Raw genomic sequence first — 18,100 nt, 5'->3', positions numbered from 1 at the left:
TTTCGCCGGTTTGGCATGCCCTCCCTTATAATGGACGGTTTCGCAAAAACACACGTCAAATCATGGAATTAGCCAAATCGTTCGAGCCCGCCGAGATTGAGAAATTCTGGCGCGAGGAATGGGAAAAGCGCGGTTATTTCGCCGCCACCACCGATGCTGAAAAGCCGTCGTTCTCGATCCAGCTGCCGCCGCCGAACGTGACGGGCACGCTGCACATGGGTCACGCGTTCAACCAGACCATCATGGACGGCCTGACGCGCTACTACCGCATGCGCGGCTACAACACCGCCTGGATCCCCGGCACCGACCACGCCGGCATCGCCACCCAGATCGTGGTGGAGCGCCAGCTGGACGCGCAGAAGGTATCGCGCCATGACCTCGGCCGCGAGAAGTTCATCGAGAAGGTGTGGGAGTGGAAGGAAAAATCCGGCTCCACCATCACCGGCCAGATGCGCCGCATGGGCGCCTCGACCGACTGGGATCGTGAATACTTCACGATGGACCCGAAGATGTCCAAGGCCGTCACCGAAGTGTTCGTGCGCCTGTACGAGCAGGGCCTGATCTACCGCGGCAAGCGCCTGGTGAACTGGGACCCGGTGCTGGGCACCGCCGTGTCGGACCTGGAAGTGGTGTCGGAAGAAGAAGACGGCTCCATGTGGCACATCAAGTACCCGCTGGCTGACGGCAGCGGCACCATCACGGTCGCCACCACCCGTCCGGAAACCATGCTGGGCGACGTCGCCGTGGCGGTGGATCCGACCGACGAGCGCTACGCCGCGCTGGTGGGCAAGATGCTCAAGCTGCCGCTGGTGGGCCGCGAGATCCCCATCATCAAGGATGAATACGTCGACAAGGAATTCGGCACCGGCTGCGTGAAGATCACGCCGGCGCACGACTTCAACGACTACCAGGTCGGCGCACGCCACAACCTGGAGAAGATCAGCGTGTTCACGCTGGACGCAAAGATCAACGAGAACAGCCCCGAGAAATACCGCGGCCTGGACCGCTTCGAGGCGCGCAAGCAGATCGTCGCCGACCTCGAGGCGCTGGGCCTGCTGGAGCTGGTCAAGCCGCACAAGCTGATGGTGCCGCGCGGCGACCGTACCGGCGTGGTGATCGAGCCGATGCTGACCGACCAGTGGTTCGTGGCGATGAGCAAGCCGGCGCCGGAAGGCACCTTCTTCCCCGGCAAGTCGATCGCCGAAACCGCGCTGGACAAGGTCGCCTCGGGCGAAATCAAGTTCGTGCCGGAAAACTGGAGCAACACCTACAACCAGTGGCTCAACAACATCCAGGACTGGTGTATCTCCCGCCAGCTGTGGTGGGGCCACCAGATCCCGGCCTGGTACGACGAAGACGGCGGCATCTACGTCGCGCGCACCGAAGAGGAAGCGCGCGCGCAGGCCGGCGGCAAATCGGTCAAGCGCGACGAAGACGTGCTGGATACCTGGTTCTCCTCGGCGCTGGTGCCGTTCTCCACGCTGGGCTGGCCGGAAGAGACGCCGGACTACAAGCTGTTCCTGCCTTCGTCGGTGCTGGTGACGGGCTTCGACATCATCTTCTTCTGGGTGGCGCGCATGGTCATGATGACCACGCACTTCACCGGCAAGGTGCCGTTCGACACCGTCTACGTGCACGGCCTGGTGCGCGACGGCAGCGGCCAGAAGATGTCCAAGTCCAAGGGCAACACGCTGGACCCGATCGACCTGATCGACGGCATCGGCGTGGACGAGCTGGTGGCCAAGCGCACCGTCGGCCTGATGAATCCCAAGCAGGCGACCAGCATCGAGAAGGCCACCCGCAAGGAATTCGCCGACGGCATCCCGGCCTTCGGCACCGATGCGCTGCGCTTCACCTTCGCCTCGCTGGCGACGCTGGGCCGCAATATCAACTTCGACCTGAACCGCTGCGAAGGCTATCGCAACTTCTGCAACAAGCTGTGGAACGCCACCCGCTTCGTGCTGATGAACACCGAAGGCCAGGACTGCGGTTTCGACGGCCATGAAAAAGGCGTGTGCGACAAGAGCTACCTGCAGTTCTCGCAGGCCGACCGCTGGATCGTGTCGCTGCTGCAGCGCACCGAGGCCGAAGTGGAGAAGGGCTTCGCCGACTACCGCTTCGACAACATCGCCACCGCGATCTACAAGTTCGTCTGGGACGAGTACTGCGACTGGTACCTGGAAATGGCCAAGGCCCAGATCCAGAGCGGCAACGAAGCGCAACAGCGCGCCACCCGCCGCACGTTGCTGCGCGTGCTGGAAGTGATCCTGCGCCTGGCGCATCCGGTGCTGCCCTTCATCACCGAGCAGTTGTGGCAGACGGTCGCGCCGATGACCGACAAGAAGCTGGACCCTGCAGGCGACTCCATCATGCGCCAGCCGTATCCGCGCCCGGACCTGGAGAAGATCGACGCCGAAGCCGAAGCCTGGGTCGCCCAGTTCAAGGCCTACACCGACGCCTGCCGCAACCTGCGTGGCGAGATGCAACTGGCGCCGTCGCTGCGCGTGCCGCTGATCGTGGAAGCCGCCGACACGGCCGCCATCGAGTCCTTCCTGCCTTACCTGCAGGGCCTGGTGCGCCTGTCGGAAGCCCAGGTGGTGGCCCAGCTGCCGGAGTCGCCGGCACCGGTGGCCATCGTCGGCGAGGTCAAGCTGATGCTGAAGGTGGAGATCGACGTCGCCGCCGAGCGCGAGCGCCTCACCAAGGAAGTCGCGCGCCTGACCGGCGAGATCGCCAAGGCCAACGGCAAGCTGTCCAACGAAAGCTTCGTGGCGCGCGCGCCTGAAGCGGTGGTGGCGCAGGAGAAGGAACGCGTGGCCAACTTCGGCGCCACGCTGGAGAAGGTGAAGGAACAGCTGGCCAAGCTGAAGTAAGCGTTCGGCCTGGCTTTCCTGCAGACGCCGTCGCCCTTGCGGGCGGCGGCGTTTTTTATTGGCTTCCCGCTTTTGCGAGTTCCGGCGTACGACGCCGGATCCACTTGCCGCCCTCCCCGCCATGCCCTACACTGGACGATAAAAATTAGAACAACCGTGCTTTTATCCCCCAACGATATTGACAGGAGACAACCATGAACGCACGTCCCACCCTTGCCCGCCTGGGCATGCTCGCCGCCCTGCTCACCGCCTCGGCCTGCGCGCTCGCCGACGGCTCGCCGGTCGGCCTGTGGAAGAACATCGACGACGCCACCGGCAAACCGAAGGCGCTGATCCGTATCACCGAGAACAACGGCGAGCTCTCCGGCAAGATCGAGAAGCTGTTCCGCGCGCCCGAAGAAGACCAGAACCCGGTATGCCAGAAGTGCGAAGGCGAGCTGAAAGACCAGCCCATCGTCGGCATGACCATCCTCTCCGGCCTGAAGAAGGACGGCGACGAATACAGCGGCGGCCAGATCCTGGACCCGGCCAACGGCAAGCTCTACAAGAGCAAGTTGACCGTCGTCGAAGACGGCAGGAAGCTCAACGTGCGCGGCTATATCGGCATGCCGATGCTGGGCCGCACGCAGACCTGGGTGCGCGAGGATTAAGCCGGCGCGCCGGCCGCTGCCAGGCTCTCTTCAAAAAAAAACGGCAACGAATATCTCGTTGCCGTTTTTCATTTGCGATGCCGCCGCCGCGCGCCGTGCCGCGCATCTACGCTCAGCGCGCCGGTCCGGCGCGTTGCACGAAACGATCCAGTTCACGCGCGAACGCGCGCCCGTCGCCCGCGCTGAAGGCCGCCGGGCCGCCGGTTTCCATGCCGCTGCTGCGCAGCTCTTCCATGAAGTTGCGCATGCTCAGGTGCTGGCCGATGTTGGCCCGGGTATAGAGCTCGCCGCGCGGGTTGAGCGCCGTGGCGTCCTTCTCCACCACGGCCGCTGCCAGGGGGATGTCGGCGGTGATGACCAGGTCGCCGGGCTGGGTGAGGCGCACGATCTCGTTGTCGGCCACGTCGAAGCCGGCCGGCACCACGACCGAGCGGATGTGCCGCGACGGCGGCGTGCGCAGCGCGCGGTTGGCCACCAGCGTCACCATGATGCCGGTGCGGTCGGCCACGCGAAACAGCATGTCCTTGATCACGCCGGGACAGGCGTCGGCATCTACCCAGATCTGCATCGGCAAGGGAAAAGAGGAGGAGAAGGAAGAGCCCATGCCGCCAAACGGCGGCATGGGCAGCAACAGCTTATACGAAGGAAACGGTCAGGCCCGGCAGCGTCACGCCGGAAAAGGCGGTGATCCAGGTTTGTCCCGGCTTGATCGGCAACGCGTCGGTCCAGGTGCCGGTGGTGATGATCTCGCCGGCCTGCAGCTGGCGGAACTGCGACTGCTTCTGCAGCAGCTGGTGCAGGTGCCACAGCGCGTGCAAGGGGCTGTCCATCTCGTCGTTGCAGAAGCCGGCGGCGCGCAGCACGCTGGAGGTCTCGGTATTGCACGACAGCGAGACGCTGGCGCCGGCCAGGATCTGCGGCAGGTGGTGCTTGGTGGCCGAGGACAGCACGTGCGGCTCGCCGATGATCAGCGTGCCGTGCAGGCCGAAGGCGGCGATCGAATCGGCCACCGTGAATTCCCAGTTGGCGAACGGGCAGGCAACGATCTCGAAACCGTGCGCCATCCATTCCAGGCAGTCGGCCAGCTCGTCCAGCGAGGCGTCGGGCGCGGGCGTCTTGCCGAGCTTGAAGACGATCTCGGGTTCGATGCGCGGTTGCACCGCCCCGGCCAGCGACTGCGTGCCGTGGTTGTCTTCGGCGAAGCGCACCGTGGTGTCGTAGACGGGCGCCCAGATCGGCACGCGCGCGTCGTCGGTGACGCCGTAGCGCGACCATTCCTTGTGCACGGAGAAACCGATCTTGCGGCCGATGGGTTGCTCGCCTTGGGCCACGCGGATGTTGCGGATGCTGTAGGCGATGTCGTAGGCGTCGTCGACGGACAGCGGCTCGGACTGGGAGATCAGGGGGATCAGCTTGGAGTGGGCCCGCGCATCGAGCAGTTGATGCGCGTAACGGCTGGCTTGACTCGACATTAGCATGACAGGCTCACATCGAAAGATAGTGAATAGCTATGCATTGTCGATGACGATTAGTTTTTGCACAAGTAAAAACTCGCCTTTATACGGCTTCAGGCAAAAAATTCACACGATTGAAATGTTTCGCGTAAAGAGCCCTTTCCTGAAGCGCAACAATCGCTCGCAACCAGTGGGAATCGCAGGTATTTCCGCACCGCAAACAGCCGGGCTCAAGCGCCCCAGAGGTCGCCGTTGGGACTGGTGCGCGGCGCGGTGACGCCGAAATGCTGGTACGCGGCCGAGGTGGCGATGCGTCCGCGCGGGGTGCGCTGCAGGTAGCCCTGCTGGATCAGGTAGGGCTCCAGCACGTCTTCGATGGTGTCGCGCTCTTCGCCGATGGCGGCCGCCAGGTTATCCAGCCCGACCGGGCCGCCGCCGAACTTGAACAGCACGGCCTCCAGCAGCTTGCGGTCCATCAGGTCGAAGCCGACCGGGTCCACGTCCAGCATCACCAGCGCCGCGTCGGCCATCTCGCGCGTGATCTCGCCGCGGCCCTTGACCTCGGCATAGTCGCGCACGCGGCGCAGCAGGCGGTTGGCGATACGCGGAGTGCCGCGGCTGCGCTTGGCGATTTCCAGCGCGCCCTCCTCGACGATGGGCGCGTTGAGCAGCCCGGCGCTGCGGGTGACGATGCGCGCCAGCTCGGGCGGGGTGTAGAACTCCAGGCGCGCGACGATGCCGAAGCGGTCGCGCAGCGGATTGGTCAGCATGCCGGCGCGGGTGGTGGCGCCTACCAGCGTGAAGGGCTGCAGGTCCAGGCGCACCGAGCGCGCGGCCGGGCCCTCGCCGATCATGATGTCGATCTGGTAATCCTCCAGCGCCGGGTAGAGGATCTCCTCCACCACCGGCGACATGCGGTGGATCTCGTCGATGAACAGGACGTCGTTGGCTTCCAGGTTGGTCAACAGCGCGGCCAGGTCGCCGGCGCGCTCCAGCACCGGGCCGGAGGTCTGGCGCAGGTTCACGCCCATCTCGCGCGCGATGATGTGCGCCATGGTGGTCTTGCCCAGGCCGGGCGGCCCGAACAGCAGCGTATGGTCGAGCGGCTCGCCGCGGTTACGGGCGGCGGCGATGAAGATCTCCAGCTGGCCGCGCACCTTTTCCTGGCCGACGTATTCGTCGAGCTGCTTGGGCCGCAGGGCGCGCTCGATCGCCTCCTCGTTGGCCGAGGCCGGCGTGGCGGAGATGATGCGCTGTTCGGAGAAGTCGTCGGTCTGAATGCTCATGCCGTAATCCTATGTTCCCGTCCGGGCCCGATCAAGCCTTGGACAGGGCTTTGAGCGCGTGCTTGATGCCGTCGGAGACGCTGGCATCCTTGGGCACCTGCTTCATGGCCAGCGTGGCTTCCTTGTCGGAATAGCCCAGCGCCAGCAGCGCGTTGAGCACGTCGGCGGAGGCATCGGTATGCACCGCGCCGCCGGCCGCGCCAAGGTCGGCGCCGAGCTTGCCCTTCAATTCCAGCAGCAGGCGCTCGGCGGTCTTCTTGCCGATGCCGGGCACGCGCGTCAGGCGGCCTGCCTCCTGCAGCGTCACCGCCTGCGCCAGGTCGGCCACCGACATGCCCGACAGGATGGCCAGCGCGGTGCGCGCGCCGACGCCGGAAATCTTGATCAGCTCCTTGAACGTGTTGCGCTCTTCGGCGGTCCCAAACCCGAACAGGATGTGCGCATCCTCGCGGATGGCCAGGTGGGTCAGCAGCACCACCTTCTCGCCCAGCCCGGGCAGGTTGTAGAAGGTGCTCATCGGCACCGCCACTTCGTAGCCGACGCCGTTGCAGTCGACCAGCAGGTTCGGGGGATTTTTTTCGAACAGGATTCCGGAGAGGCGACCGATCATGGCGTGGCGTGGTGTGCGTAGGGTGCAGCGTCTGTGATAATCACCGAATGATACAGTACTGTTCGGATAAACAGTATCATCCGGGCGGCCCCGCCACCGGGCGGGCGCATCGGTTGCACCCATAACATGAACAAAGGACAAGCATGGCCGGCAGCACCTTCTTCGCATTGATCGACGACATCGCCACGGTGCTCGACGACGTCTCCGTGATGACCAAGATGGCGGCCAAGAAGACCGCCGGGGTGCTGGGCGACGACCTGGCGCTCAATGCCCAGCAGGTCGCGGGCGTGAAGGCCGAGCGCGAGTTGCCGGTGGTGTGGGCGGTGGCCAAGGGTTCGCTGAAGAACAAGGCCATCCTGGTGCCGGCGGCGCTGGCCATCAGCGCCTTCATCCCGTGGGCGGTGACGCCGCTGCTGATGCTGGGCGGCGCCTTCCTGTGCTTCGAAGGCTTCGAGAAACTGGCGCACAAGTACCTGCCGCACCAGGAGGAACACCACGAGAGCGCCGCCACGGCGGCGGGAGAGGTCGATCCGGTGGCGTATGAGCAGGACAAGATCAAGGGCGCGGTGCGCACCGACTTCATCCTCTCGGCCGAAATCATCGCCATCACGCTGGGCACGGTCGCCGGCGCGCCGCTGCAGCAGCAGGTCACGGTGCTGGCCGGCATCGCGCTGATCATGACCATCGGGGTGTACGGCATCGTCGCGGCCATCGTCAAGCTCGACGACGGCGGACTCTACCTGCTGCGCACGGCCGGCGCGAGCGGTCTGGGACGCGCGCGGGCCGCGGTCGGCCGGGCCATCCTGGCGGCGGCGCCGAAGATGATGCGCAGCCTGTCGGTGATCGGCACCGTCGCCATGTTCATGGTGGGCGGCGGCATCCTGACCCACGGCCTGCCGCTTGTCCACCATGGCATCGAGGCCGCTGCCGCCGGCGTGGCGGCGCTGCCCGCCGTGGGCGGCGTGCTGGCGGCGCTGGCGCCGGCGGTGCTCAATGCCTTGTTCGGGGTGGCGGCGGGCGCGGTGGTGCTGGCCGGGGTGACGCTGGTTCAGCGCGCGATAGCAGGATTGAGGAAGAAGCCGCACTGAGCGGCGCGGCGTTCAGCCGACCAGCCGGCCGCCGCGCATGCGGATGCCCTTTTTCGCCAGCGCCGGCGCCAGCGCGCCGAGGTTGGCCAGCACGTCGCCGCCATGCGCATGGCAAATCGCCACGCCCAGCGCGTCGGCGGCGTCGGTGCCGGGCAAACCCGGCAGCTGCAGCAGACGCGCCACCATTTCCTGCACCTGCGCCTTTTGCGCCTTGCCGTGGCCGGCCACCGCCTGCTTGACCTGCAGGGCCGTATATTCGGCCACCGCCAGGTCGTTGTGAACCAGCGCGCAGATCGCCGCGCCGCGCGCCTGGCCCAGCAACAGCGTGGATTGCGGGTTGACGTTGACGAACACCTTCTCGATCGCCGCGCAGTCGGGCGTGTAAGTGCGCACGACCTCGGAGACGCTGGCCAGGATCACCTTCAGGCGTGAAGGCAGGTCGCCGTCCGGCGTCTTGATGGTGCCGGAAGCGATGTAGGAAAGCTTGTTGCCCTGCTTGTGGATGACCCCGAAGCCGGTGGTGCGCAGGCCGGGGTCGATGCCGATGATTTTCATGCCCGCCAGTCTAACCGATCAGGCCGCCCTTAAGGCGTGGCCGCCTTCATCGCCTGCGCCTGGCGCACCCATTGCTGCACCGAGGGACGTTGCCATTGCGCCCTGGCATAAACGCGCAGCGGCTCGGGCAGGTCGTCGCCGTGCATGGCCATGCGGTTGAGCATCAGCGCGAGATCGGTGTCGGCGATGCACCATTGGCCGAAGAGCGTGTCCTTGCCTTCCAGCAGGATCTGCGCGGCCGCGGTCAGCTTGTCGGCGGCCGCCCGGGCCGCGTCCGACAGCGGCGCATAACCTTCGCCAAAGAACACCACCTCGGTCGGCCGCTCCTTGCGCAGCGCCAGCAGGTCGCTGCGCAGCCAGGCCTGCACCTCGCGCGCCTTGGCGCGCCGGCGCGCGTCGGCCGGATACACGGCCTGGTGCGTCGGCGCCGGGAAGCGCTCCTCCAGGTATTCGGAAATCGCGGTCGATTCGGCCAGATGGAAATCGCCATCGGTCAAGGCCGGCACGCGGCGCGTCAGCGACACGCTGGCATAGCCCGCGCCCTGGTTCTGGCGCGTGGCAAGGTCGATGGTCAGAAGCTCGAACGGCAAGCCCTTTTCCGTGAGCGTGACGAAGGCCGACATGGCGTAGGGACTGATGAACTGGGCGTCGACGTAGAGCTGCAATTGCGGTGTGTTCAATGTGTTCTCCCTGATTGTCCGTATCGCCTTTGGCCTGTCCCGGCACTACCGCTGCAACATTCAGGAACGGCAATTTTCATCACCGTCGTCCCAGCGAAAGCTGGGACCCAGTGACGTTTGGCGATCAAACGAACTGTCCGTACAAATCATTCCAGTAAGGATTGGATTGTTGTATCAGCGCGATCTTCCACGCCCGGTTCCAGGCTTTTAGTTGCTTTTCTCTGGTAATGGCGGCGTAGGCTGAATCAAAGACATCAACATACACGAGATTGCTGATCTTGTATTTTTGCGTGAATCCGGCCACCAAACCCTGTTTGTGTTCATGCACGCGACGCAGCAGATGGTTGGTCATGCCGATGTACAAGGCGCCGTTTCTCCTGCTGGCGAGAATATAGACATAGTAGGCCATGCCAGCAAGCGTACACAGGGCGTGTCGCCTGGGACATCGGGATTTGCCGATTTAGCGGATGACTCCGCCTTCGCCAACGTCACTGGGTCCCAGCTTTCGCTGGGACGACGGGGACATCGGAAACGAAAGCGGACAGAAAAACGCCCGGACATGCCGGGCGCTCTTCATATTGCGATTCGCGACTGCGGTGCCGCGATCAGTGACGGAAGTGGCGAGTGCCGGTCAGCAGCATGACCACGTCGCGCTCGTTGGCGGCGTCGATCACTTCCTGGTCGCGCATGGAGCCGCCCGGGTGGATCACGCAGGTCGCGCCGGCGTCGACCACCACGTCCAGGCCGTCGCGGAACGGGAAGAAGGCGTCAGAGGCCACGGCCGAACCGGCCAGGGTCAGGCCGGCGTTCTGCGCCTTGATCGAGGCGATGCGGGCAGAGTCGATGCGGCTCATCTGGCCGGCGCCGACGCCCAGCGTCATGCCGTTGCCGCAGAACACGATGGCGTTGGACTTCACGAACTTGGCCACGCGCCAGGCGAACATCAGGTCCTGCAGCTGTTGCGGCGTCGGCTGCTTCTTGCTGACCACCTTGACGTCGGCCAGCAGCACGTTCTTGGCGTCGGGCGACTGCACCAGCAGGCCGCCGCCGACGCGCTTGAAGTCGTAGCCGTTCAGACCGCTGCCGAGCGGGATTTCCAGCAGGCGCACGTTCTGCTTGGCGGCGAAGATCTTCTTCGCCTCGTCGCTGAAGGACGGCGCGATCAGCACTTCCAGGAACTGCTTGGCCACCGCTTCGGCGGCCGCGCCGTCGACTTCGCGGTTGAAGGCGATGATGCCGCCGAAGGCCGAGGTCGGGTCGGTCTGCAGGGCCTTGCTGTAGGCTTCCAGCGGGTTGGCGCCGATGGCCACGCCGCAGGGGTTGGCGTGCTTGATGATCACGCAGGCGGCCTCAAGCGCCGGGTCGAAGCTCTTCACGCATTCCCATGCGGCGTCCGCATCGGCGATGTTGTTGAAGGACAGTTCCTTGCCCTGCAGCTGGGTGTAGTTGGCCAGCGCGCCGTCGACCTTCTTGATGTCGCGGTAGAAGGCGGCGGTCTGGTGCGGGTTTTCGCCGTAGCGCATGTCCTGCACCTTCTCGAAGTACACGTTCAGCGTGGCCGGGTAGGCGCTGCGGGTGGCATGCTGCTTGTCTTCGCCCAGCGAGGTGAAGTAGTTGGTGATGGCGCCGTCGTATTGCGCGGTGTGGGCGAAGACCTTCTTGGCCAGCGCAAAACGCTTCTCGTACGGCAGGTCGCCGCTGCCCTTCAGGTCGGCCAGCACGCCTTCGTAGTCGGTCGGATCGCAGATCACGATCACGTCCTTGTGGTTCTTGGCCGAGGAACGCAGCATGGCCGGGCCGCCGATGTCGATGTTCTCGATCGCGTCTTCCAGCGAGCACTCTTGCTTGGCCACGGTCTGCTGGAACGGGTACAGGTTCACCACCACCATGTCGATGGTCGGGATGGCATGCTTTTCCAGCGCGGCCACGTGCTCGGGGAAGTCGCGGCGCGCCAGGATGCCGCCGTGCACCTTGGGATGCAGCGTCTTGACGCGGCCATCCAGCATTTCCGGGAAGCCGGTGTAGTCGGCCACCTCGGTGACGGGGACGCCGTTGTCGGCCAGCAGCTTGGCGGTGCCGCCGGTGGACAGGATGTTGACGCCCATGGCCGACAGCGCGCGAGCGAAGTCGAGCACGCCGGCCTTGTCGGATACGGAAATGAGTGCTTGTTTGATCATGGTAGGCAAGACTTGGTAAGGAAGATGGAAACCTGAAAAAACCGTTGGTGGGCGACTGGCGGACCGCGGCCCGCCGACGCCGCTCAGAGCAACCCGTGCTGCTGCAGCTTCTTGCGCAGCGTGTTGCGATTGATGCCGAGGATCTCGGCGGCCTGGGACTGGTTGCCCTCGGCGCGCGCCATCACGGTCTCGAAGACCGGCTTCTCGACCGTCGACAAGACCATGTCGTAGACGTTGGTGGGCAATTGTTCGCCCAGGTCCCGGAAGTATTTTTCCAGGCTCTTCTTGACGACATCCTCAATGCTTTCTTTGCTCATTGCTTTGCTGCTTCTGTTTTTATCGGCGCCGCCGCGGCCGCACGCGACCTGATGTCGCGCCCCCGTGGACTGGTTTGTTTGCAGCGTCGCCGTGCTGTTGATCAATTGCGCGCCGTGCGCGCCCGATTCGTTTTATTTGCCGCCGGGACAAGACGATCCCGGCTGCATGCTTTTCCCAAATGACTTGCCCGCCCTGCCCGGCGTCCCATGCTTTGCAGATCGAAGAAAACTCAGGCCGCCAGTGCGATGTCGGCGAGCCCGTACTGCAAGCGCTCGCCATAGGCGGCCTGTCCCGCGAAGAAATTGCGTACCGCCTTCAATTGCTCGGCGCAGTCCTCGATGCGGTTCATGCCGCGGCGGAATTGCTCGCCGCCCGGCAAATCGCGCACATACCAACCGATATGCTTGCGCGCCGTGCGCACGCCGAGGTAGTCGCCGTAGAACGCGTAATGCGCCTGCAGGTGCTCATCCATCAACTGCTCGACCTCGCTCACCAGCGGCGCCGGCAGGTGCTCGCCGGTGCGCAGGAAATGGTCGATCTCGCGGAAGATCCACGGCCGTCCCTGGGCGGCGCGGCCGACCATGACGGCGTCGGCGCCGGTCACGCGCAGGACCTCACGCGCCTTCTCCGGCGTGGTGACGTCGCCGTTGGCGACCACCGGGATCTTCACCGCGGCCTTGACCGCGGCGATGGTCTCGTATTCGGCCTCGCCGCTGTAGCCGTCGGCGCGCGTGCGGCCGTGCAGCGTCAGCATGGCGATGCCGGCCTGTTCGGCCAGCGCCGCGATCTTCAGCGCGTTCTTGTTGGCGCGGTCCCAGCCGGTGCGAAATTTCAGCGTCACCGGCACGTCCACCGCGCCCACCACCGCATCCAGGATGCGCGCCACCAGGTCTTCGTGCTGCAGCAGGGCCGAACCGCACCAACTGTTGCAGACCTTCTTGACCGGGCAGCCCATGTTGATGTCGATGATCTGGGCACCGCGCTCGACGTTGTACCTCGCGCTTTGCGCCAGCATCTCCGGATCCGCGCCGGCGATCTGCACCGCCTTGGGCTCCATCTCGCCGTCATGGTTGATGCGGCGCGAGGTCTTTTCGCTCTGCCACAGCCGGGGGTCGGATGCGGCCATTTCGGACACGGCGTAGCCTGCGCCCAGCTGCTTGCACAGCTGGCGGAACGGACGGTCGGTCACTCCCGCCATGGGAGCGACGAACACGTTGTTTCGCAAGGAATACGGTCCAATGTTCACGGAGCAAGAAAGGGGGAAAAGCGGGAAAGGGCGCTATTTTAGCGCGATTGCGGGCCACGCCCAACTACATTCGGCCATCGTTACATCTTTGTGCCGCGTTCCGGACTGATTATTTATTGAGCAGATTCAACTTGTTGCAAAAACTTCAAGCGGGCGCGAGGAAAAGATTTTGTGAATTTTTCCTACTCTGCGCGCAACAGTCCTTTTCGCCCCGCCAATTCCTACCAACATCGCTCAAAAATTAAGCAGCCGCCTGCCGCGCCATCGATGGCGCGCGCTGCAAGCGACAAGGCCGCCGCATCCGGGGAATGCGGCGGCCCTGCGATGAAAAACAAGGGATCAGGCCATGATCGCGCTCAACCAGGGCGCTCAGCGGTCCACTTCGTCCAGCGCGTCACGGTTGAGGTGGGCGATCTCGCCCCAGGAGCGGATCTGCGCGCGCTCGCCGTCCCAGTGCAGGCGGTTGACGCTGGCGTTGAAGATGTCGAAGGTGCGCGGCTGCGCGAACTCGGTACCACTGGCCCAGTGATGCACGCACTCCAGCACGCCGCCGTGGGTGACGATGGCGACCTTGCGGTACTTGCCGCTGTCCAGCACGCGCCGCACCGCCTGCACCGAGCGCTGGTAGAACTCGCGCATGGTTTCGGCCTCGCGCTCGCCGGCGGGATAGCGGGCATCCGGCTCGCGCGCCTTCCAGACGCGATAGGCCTCGGGGTATTTTTCTTCGATGTCGGGATGGCGCAAACCTTCGAAGGCGCCGTAGCAGCGCTCGCGCAGGCCGGCGTCGATGCCCACGTCCAGCCCGGCGGCGTCGGCCACCGCCTGGGCGGTGGCGCGTGCGCGCTGCAGGTCGCTGGCGAAGATGGCGTCGATGCCCTCCTCGGCCAGCACCGCGCCCAGCGCCTGCACCTGCAGGCGGCCGGCTTCGTTCAACGGAATGTCGATATGTCCTTGCAGGCGCTTGTCGACGTTCCAGTCGGTCTCGCCGTGGCGGATCAGCAGTATTTCAGTCATGCGGGCAATCTGGTGCGAACGCTCAGCGCGTCGCCTTGGGGTTGAGCGAATACAGGCCGGTGATCGACGCCTGCGCCAGCACGTGGTCGCGCAGCGCGGTCACTACCACCGAGCCTTCCAGGTTGCCGGCCACCGGCAGCTGGTCGACGTCGAGCGCGTACAGCGTGAAGATGTAGCGGTGCACCAGCGCATCGTTCCACGGCGGGCAAGGGCCGTCGTAGCCGAAATAGTCGCCGCGCATGTCGCCGTCGCCGGCGAACCAGCCGGTGTAGTCGTTGATACCCTGGCGCGCGCCGGGCATGGTGTCGCCCAGCACCGCCGGGCCCGGCTTGCCGCGCGCGGTCACGCCGTTGCTGAACTGGCCGGCCTTGATCTGGGAGACCGACGCCGGGATGTCGACCAGCGTCCAGTGGTAGAAGTCCACCCGCGGCAGCTCCAGCGGCACGGTCTTGCCTTCCTGGTTGACGTCGTCGCCGCGCGAAGGCACATCGGGATCGTGCACCACCAGCGCCAGCGTTTTCGTGCCGGCGGGCAGCTCGCTCCAGGCGAAGTGCGGATTGCGGTTGGAAGACAGCGCGACATGGGTCTTGGGATCCGCCACGGCGAATGCGAATTCGCCCGGGATGGTGTCGCCGTCCTTGAAAGAATCGCTCCAGAATTTCATGTCATCTCCTCAGAAGAATGGACCCAATCCAGTATGCCTTGCACAAACAGATGGGGACGGCCGCGCAGCCTTCAACGGCGAAGCCCGACAGTCACTTTCAGCCTTGCGCCTTCGGCTTGACCTGCAGCCAGAAGGTGACCGGTCCGTCGTTGGTCAGCGACACCTTCATGTCGGCGCCGAAGCGGCCGGTGCCGACCTTGTCCTCGCCGTGCCGGAGTCGCGCCTGCGCGGTGAAATGGTCGAACAGTTGCCGTCCCAGCTCGGGCGCGGCGGCCGGTGTAAACGACGGCCGCGTGCCTGAATTGGTGTCGGCCGCCAGCGTGAACTGCGGCACCAGCAACAGCCCGCCTTGCACATCGGCAACGCTGCGGTTCATCTTGCCGGCCTCGTCGGCGAACACGCGGTAGGCCAGCAGCTTGGTCAGCAGCGCGTCGGCTTCGGCCGCGGTGTCGTTGCGCTCGGCGCAGACCAGCACCATCAGGCCGGCGCCGATGGCGCCGACGGTGTCCCCATCCACTACGACAGCGGCCTGGCTGACTCGTTGCAGCAGAGCGATCATGCGCGGCCGGTCTTACGACAGTGTGACGCGCGCGAACTTGCGCTTGCCCACCTGCACCACGCACTGGCCGGCCTCGACCTTCAGGCCCTTGTCGCTGACGACGGCGCCGTCGATGCGCACGCCGCCCTGCTCGACCATGCGCAGCGCTTCCGAGGTGGAGGCGCACAGGTTGGCCTGCTTCAACAGCTGGCCGATGCCCAGCGGCGCGCCCGACAGCGCCACGTCCGGGATGTCGTCCGGAATGCCGCCCTTGGAGCGGTTGACGAAGTCGGCCAGCGCGTCGACGGCGGCCTGCTGCGAGTGGAAGCGGGCGACGATTTCCTGCGCCAGCGCGACCTTGATGTCGCGCGGGTTCTTGCCCGACTCGACCTCGGCCTTGAAGCCGGCGATCTCGGCGATCGTGCGGAACGACAGCAGGTCGTAGTAGCGCCACATCATGGTGTCGGAAATGCTCATCACCTTGGCGAACATGGTGTTGGCCGGTTCGGTGATGCCGATGTAGTTGTTCTTGGACTTGGACATCTTCTCGACGCCGTCCAGGCCTTCCAGCAGCGGCATGGTCAGGATGCACTGCGGCTCCTGGCCCCAGTCCTTCTGCAGCTCGCGACCCACCAGCAGGTTGAACTTCTGGTCGGTGCCGCCCAGCTCCAGGTCGGACTTCAGCGCCACCGAGTCGTAGCCCTGCATCAGCGGGTAGAGGAATTCATGCACCGAGATCGGCGTGCCTTCCTTGAAGCGCTTGGTGAAGTCGTCGCGCTCCATCATGCGCGCGACGGTATAGCGCGAGGCCAGCTGGATCATGCCGCGGCTGCCCAGCGGGTCGCACCATTCGGAGTTGTAGCGGATCTCGGTCTTGGCCGGATCCAGCACCAGGCTGGCCTGGGCGAAGTAAGTCTTGGCGTTGATCTCGATCTGCTCGCGGGTCAGCGGCGGACGGGTCGCGTTGCGGCCGGACGGGTCGCCGATCATCGAGGTGAAGTCGCCGATCAGGAAGATCACCTGGTGCCCCAGGTTCTGCAGCTGACGCATCTTGTTCAAGACCACGGTATGGCCCAGGTGCAGGTCGGGCGCGGTCGGGTCCAGCCCCAGCTTGATGCGCAGCGGCTGGCCGCTTTGCTCGGAGCGCGCCAGCTTCTGGGCGAACTCGCTTTCGATGAGCAGCTCGTCCACGCCGCGCTTGGCGACGGCCATCGCTTCCAGGACGTTGTCCGAAAGCGGCAAGGATGAGCTGGGGGCCGCGCTGGCGGGAGAGGAAGACTGTTCTGCGTTCATCGATATAACTAAAAAATAGGCTTTTGTAGGACAGTGCCGCGAATGCGTGTTGCTATAATTCCGACTTTCGTTTTTCTGCTGAGCGCCTGGACGCGGCCTCGAGAAGCTCATCAGCAGAGAGTGCATTCACCTCCGAACGAGGGTGTTTCGCGGGCGCAACACGGCGGGGGGACAGGAACGCCGTGCTGCAGCAGTCCGCGTCATCCGCGACGGAAACGTCAGATTTTAACGTATTGCATGTTCCCACAAGATAAATTCAAGCGCGCCACGTCCCGATGCTTCTCCGCCCTCCAGTCCTGCCACCACAAAATCTCCGCCTCCTCGCCTAAGACGCGTATCGTCGGCGCGAGCGCATTGTTCCTGGCCGCCTTCACGATCGGCGCCGCCGGTTTCGCCCCGGCCGAGCCGGACATGAAGGACGCGCCGGTCAATCCGATTTCCAAGGAACTGGCCTTGCCTGACCTGCAACAGCAGATCAGCGCACTGGAAGAGAATTCGCAGTACTACGTCAACGAAGAGAAGGTGCGCAGCGGCGACACCCTGGCCACCCTGCTGAACCGCCTGGGCGTGGACGACGACGAGGCTGCCAGCTTCATCAAGTCCGACACCCTGGCGCGCTCGGTGATGCAGTTGCGCGCCGGCAAGCGCGTAGTGGCGCAGACTGACGACAACGGCGAGCTGGTCACCCTGTCGGCCACGCTGGACGACGGCAGCGACAACCTGCGCAAGCTGGTGATCTCGCGCGACGGCGACCACTTCAAGTCCGAGGCCGTGCCGGCCACGCTGGAACGCCGCGTCGAGATGCGCGCCGGCGTGATCTTCTCCTCGCTGTTCGCCGCCACCGACGCCGCCCAGATTCCGGACGGCGTGGCGCTGCAGCTGGTCGACATGTTCGCCACCAACATCAACTTCGCCGCCGACCTGCGCCGCGGCGACCGCTTCAACGTGGTCTACGAGACCTTCTGGCAGAACGGCGAACTGCTGCGCACCGGCCGCGTGCTGGCCGGCGAGTTCGACAACGCCGGCAACCGCTACCAGGCCGTGTGGTTCAGCGACCCGGGCAGCAAGACCGGCGGCGGCGGTTACTACGCCTTCGACGGCAAGTCGCTCAAGAAAGCCTTCCTGAAGTCGCCGCTGGCCTTCACTCGGATCTCCTCGGGCTTCTCGATGCGCCTGCACCCCATCCTCGGCAAGTGGAAGCAGCACACCGGCGTGGACTTCGCCGCGCCCACCGGCACTCCCATCCATGCGGCCGCCGACGGCGTGGTCGACTTCGTCGGCCAGCAGAACGGCTACGGCAACATCGTCGTGATCAAGCACTGGAGCGGCTACTCCACCGCCTACGGTCACATGAGCCGCTTCGCCTCGGGCATCAAGAAGGGCATGAAGGTCGGCCAGAACGACGTGATCGGCTTCGTCGGCATGACCGGCTGGGCCACCGGCCCGCACCTGCACTACGAATTCCGCGTCAACAACCAGCCGCGCAACCCGCTGTCGGTGGACGTGCCCAACAACCAGGCGCTGACCGGCCCGCAGCTGAAGAACTTCCGCGCCGTGGCGACCGACATGCAGCACCGCATGGCGATGCTGCGCGTGCCAGGCGCGCCGGACGTGAAGCTGGCATCCAAGTAATCGCCGGCACATATCGGAACCC

General features: G+C 65.1%; 18 protein-coding genes. 4 read left to right on the top strand and 14 right to left on the bottom strand.

Going from position 1 to position 18,100, the window contains the following annotated elements:
- Nucleotides 1–62 precede the first annotated feature (62 nt).
- Nucleotides 63–2,873: a valine--tRNA ligase gene (locus tag CEJ42_RS19410; protein WP_088752209.1), complete on the top strand. Its 2,811-nt coding sequence runs from the start codon at nt 63–65 to the stop codon at nt 2,871–2,873.
- Between the two features lie 194 nt (nt 2,874–3,067).
- Nucleotides 3,068–3,523, top strand: a complete 456-nt coding sequence (locus CEJ42_RS19405; protein ID WP_088752208.1) for a DUF2147 domain-containing protein — start codon at nt 3,068–3,070, stop codon at nt 3,521–3,523.
- A gap of 112 nt (nt 3,524–3,635) precedes the next feature.
- Here the strand turns inward: CEJ42_RS19405 and CEJ42_RS19400 are convergent, their stop codons facing one another.
- The 4 genes from CEJ42_RS19400 to ruvA all read right to left on the bottom strand — a co-directional run bounded on the left by CEJ42_RS19400 (nt 3,636) and on the right by ruvA (nt 6,873).
- Entirely contained in the window at nt 3,636–4,091 is a 456-nt protein-coding gene (locus CEJ42_RS19400; RefSeq protein WP_079217029.1) for a YaiI/YqxD family protein, read from the bottom strand.
- Between the two features lie 67 nt (nt 4,092–4,158).
- A complete protein-coding gene (locus CEJ42_RS19395; protein ID WP_175354646.1) occupies nt 4,159–5,001 on the bottom strand; it encodes a 2-keto-4-pentenoate hydratase in 843 nt (280 codons plus the stop codon).
- Between the two features lie 206 nt (nt 5,002–5,207).
- Nucleotides 5,208–6,263, bottom strand: coding sequence for a Holliday junction branch migration DNA helicase RuvB (gene ruvB, locus CEJ42_RS19390; protein ID WP_088752207.1), 1,056 nt, complete (start codon nt 6,261–6,263; stop codon nt 5,208–5,210).
- A 31-nt stretch (nt 6,264–6,294) separates the two neighbouring features.
- The gene (gene ruvA / locus CEJ42_RS19385; RefSeq protein ID WP_079217032.1) at nt 6,295–6,873 is read right to left on the bottom strand and encodes a Holliday junction branch migration protein RuvA; all 579 of its coding nucleotides are present in this window, start codon (nt 6,871–6,873) and stop codon (nt 6,295–6,297) included.
- A 143-nt stretch (nt 6,874–7,016) separates the two neighbouring features.
- On the opposite strand from ruvA, the gene CEJ42_RS19380 reads away from it, so the two are divergent.
- Nucleotides 7,017–7,961, top strand: coding sequence for a DUF808 domain-containing protein (locus tag CEJ42_RS19380; protein ID WP_088752206.1), 945 nt, complete (start codon nt 7,017–7,019; stop codon nt 7,959–7,961).
- A gap of 12 nt (nt 7,962–7,973) precedes the next feature.
- Here CEJ42_RS19380 and ruvC read toward each other — a convergent pair whose 3' ends face one another.
- The 10 genes from ruvC to tyrS all read right to left on the bottom strand — a co-directional run bounded on the left by ruvC (nt 7,974) and on the right by tyrS (nt 16,446).
- Nucleotides 7,974–8,516, bottom strand: coding sequence for a crossover junction endodeoxyribonuclease RuvC (gene ruvC / locus CEJ42_RS19375; protein WP_079217034.1), 543 nt, complete (start codon nt 8,514–8,516; stop codon nt 7,974–7,976).
- 29 nt (nt 8,517–8,545) lie between these two features.
- Nucleotides 8,546–9,196: a glutathione transferase gene (gene yfcF / locus CEJ42_RS19370; protein WP_088752205.1), complete on the bottom strand. Its 651-nt coding sequence runs from the start codon at nt 9,194–9,196 to the stop codon at nt 8,546–8,548.
- A 124-nt stretch (nt 9,197–9,320) separates the two neighbouring features.
- Complete coding sequence (locus CEJ42_RS19365; RefSeq protein ID WP_088752204.1) at nt 9,321–9,605, bottom strand: GIY-YIG nuclease family protein; 285 nt, start codon at nt 9,603–9,605, stop codon at nt 9,321–9,323.
- Between the two features lie 196 nt (nt 9,606–9,801).
- Nucleotides 9,802–11,373 carry a bifunctional phosphoribosylaminoimidazolecarboxamide formyltransferase/IMP cyclohydrolase gene (purH, locus tag CEJ42_RS19360; RefSeq protein WP_088752203.1) on the bottom strand — a complete coding sequence of 524 codons (1,572 nt, stop codon included), beginning with the start codon at nt 11,371–11,373 and terminating at the stop codon, nt 9,802–9,804.
- Between the two features lie 83 nt (nt 11,374–11,456).
- Complete coding sequence (locus CEJ42_RS19355; RefSeq protein WP_008117471.1) at nt 11,457–11,690, bottom strand: Fis family transcriptional regulator; 234 nt, start codon at nt 11,688–11,690, stop codon at nt 11,457–11,459.
- Nucleotides 11,691–11,920: 230 nt separating this feature from the next.
- Complete coding sequence (gene dusB / locus CEJ42_RS19350; RefSeq protein WP_088752202.1) at nt 11,921–12,937, bottom strand: tRNA dihydrouridine synthase DusB; 1,017 nt, start codon at nt 12,935–12,937, stop codon at nt 11,921–11,923.
- Nucleotides 12,938–13,306: 369 nt separating this feature from the next.
- Nucleotides 13,307–13,951, bottom strand: a complete 645-nt coding sequence (locus CEJ42_RS19345; RefSeq protein ID WP_079217038.1) for a histidine phosphatase family protein — start codon at nt 13,949–13,951, stop codon at nt 13,307–13,309.
- Between the two features lie 22 nt (nt 13,952–13,973).
- The gene (locus CEJ42_RS19340; RefSeq protein ID WP_079217039.1) at nt 13,974–14,615 is read right to left on the bottom strand and encodes a YbhB/YbcL family Raf kinase inhibitor-like protein; all 642 of its coding nucleotides are present in this window, start codon (nt 14,613–14,615) and stop codon (nt 13,974–13,976) included.
- 97 nt (nt 14,616–14,712) lie between these two features.
- Nucleotides 14,713–15,174 (bottom strand): D-aminoacyl-tRNA deacylase, encoded by a 462-nt coding sequence (gene dtd, locus CEJ42_RS19335; protein WP_088752201.1) that lies wholly within the window; start codon nt 15,172–15,174, stop codon nt 14,713–14,715.
- 12 nt (nt 15,175–15,186) lie between these two features.
- The gene (gene tyrS / locus CEJ42_RS19330; protein ID WP_088752200.1) at nt 15,187–16,446 is read right to left on the bottom strand and encodes a tyrosine--tRNA ligase; all 1,260 of its coding nucleotides are present in this window, start codon (nt 16,444–16,446) and stop codon (nt 15,187–15,189) included.
- A 237-nt stretch (nt 16,447–16,683) separates the two neighbouring features.
- Here tyrS and CEJ42_RS19325 point away from each other — a divergent pair, with 237 nt between their 5' ends.
- Complete coding sequence (locus CEJ42_RS19325; protein ID WP_079217042.1) at nt 16,684–18,078, top strand: M23 family metallopeptidase; 1,395 nt, start codon at nt 16,684–16,686, stop codon at nt 18,076–18,078.
- Nucleotides 18,079–18,100 lie beyond the last annotated feature (22 nt).

The organism is Herbaspirillum robiniae, from assembly GCF_002213415.1.
In the GTDB taxonomy this organism is placed as follows: domain Bacteria; phylum Pseudomonadota; class Gammaproteobacteria; order Burkholderiales; family Burkholderiaceae_D; genus Herbaspirillum; species Herbaspirillum robiniae.
The sequence above is the reverse complement of the archived record's forward strand: the minus strand, read 5'-3'. Positions and strand labels throughout refer to the sequence as shown.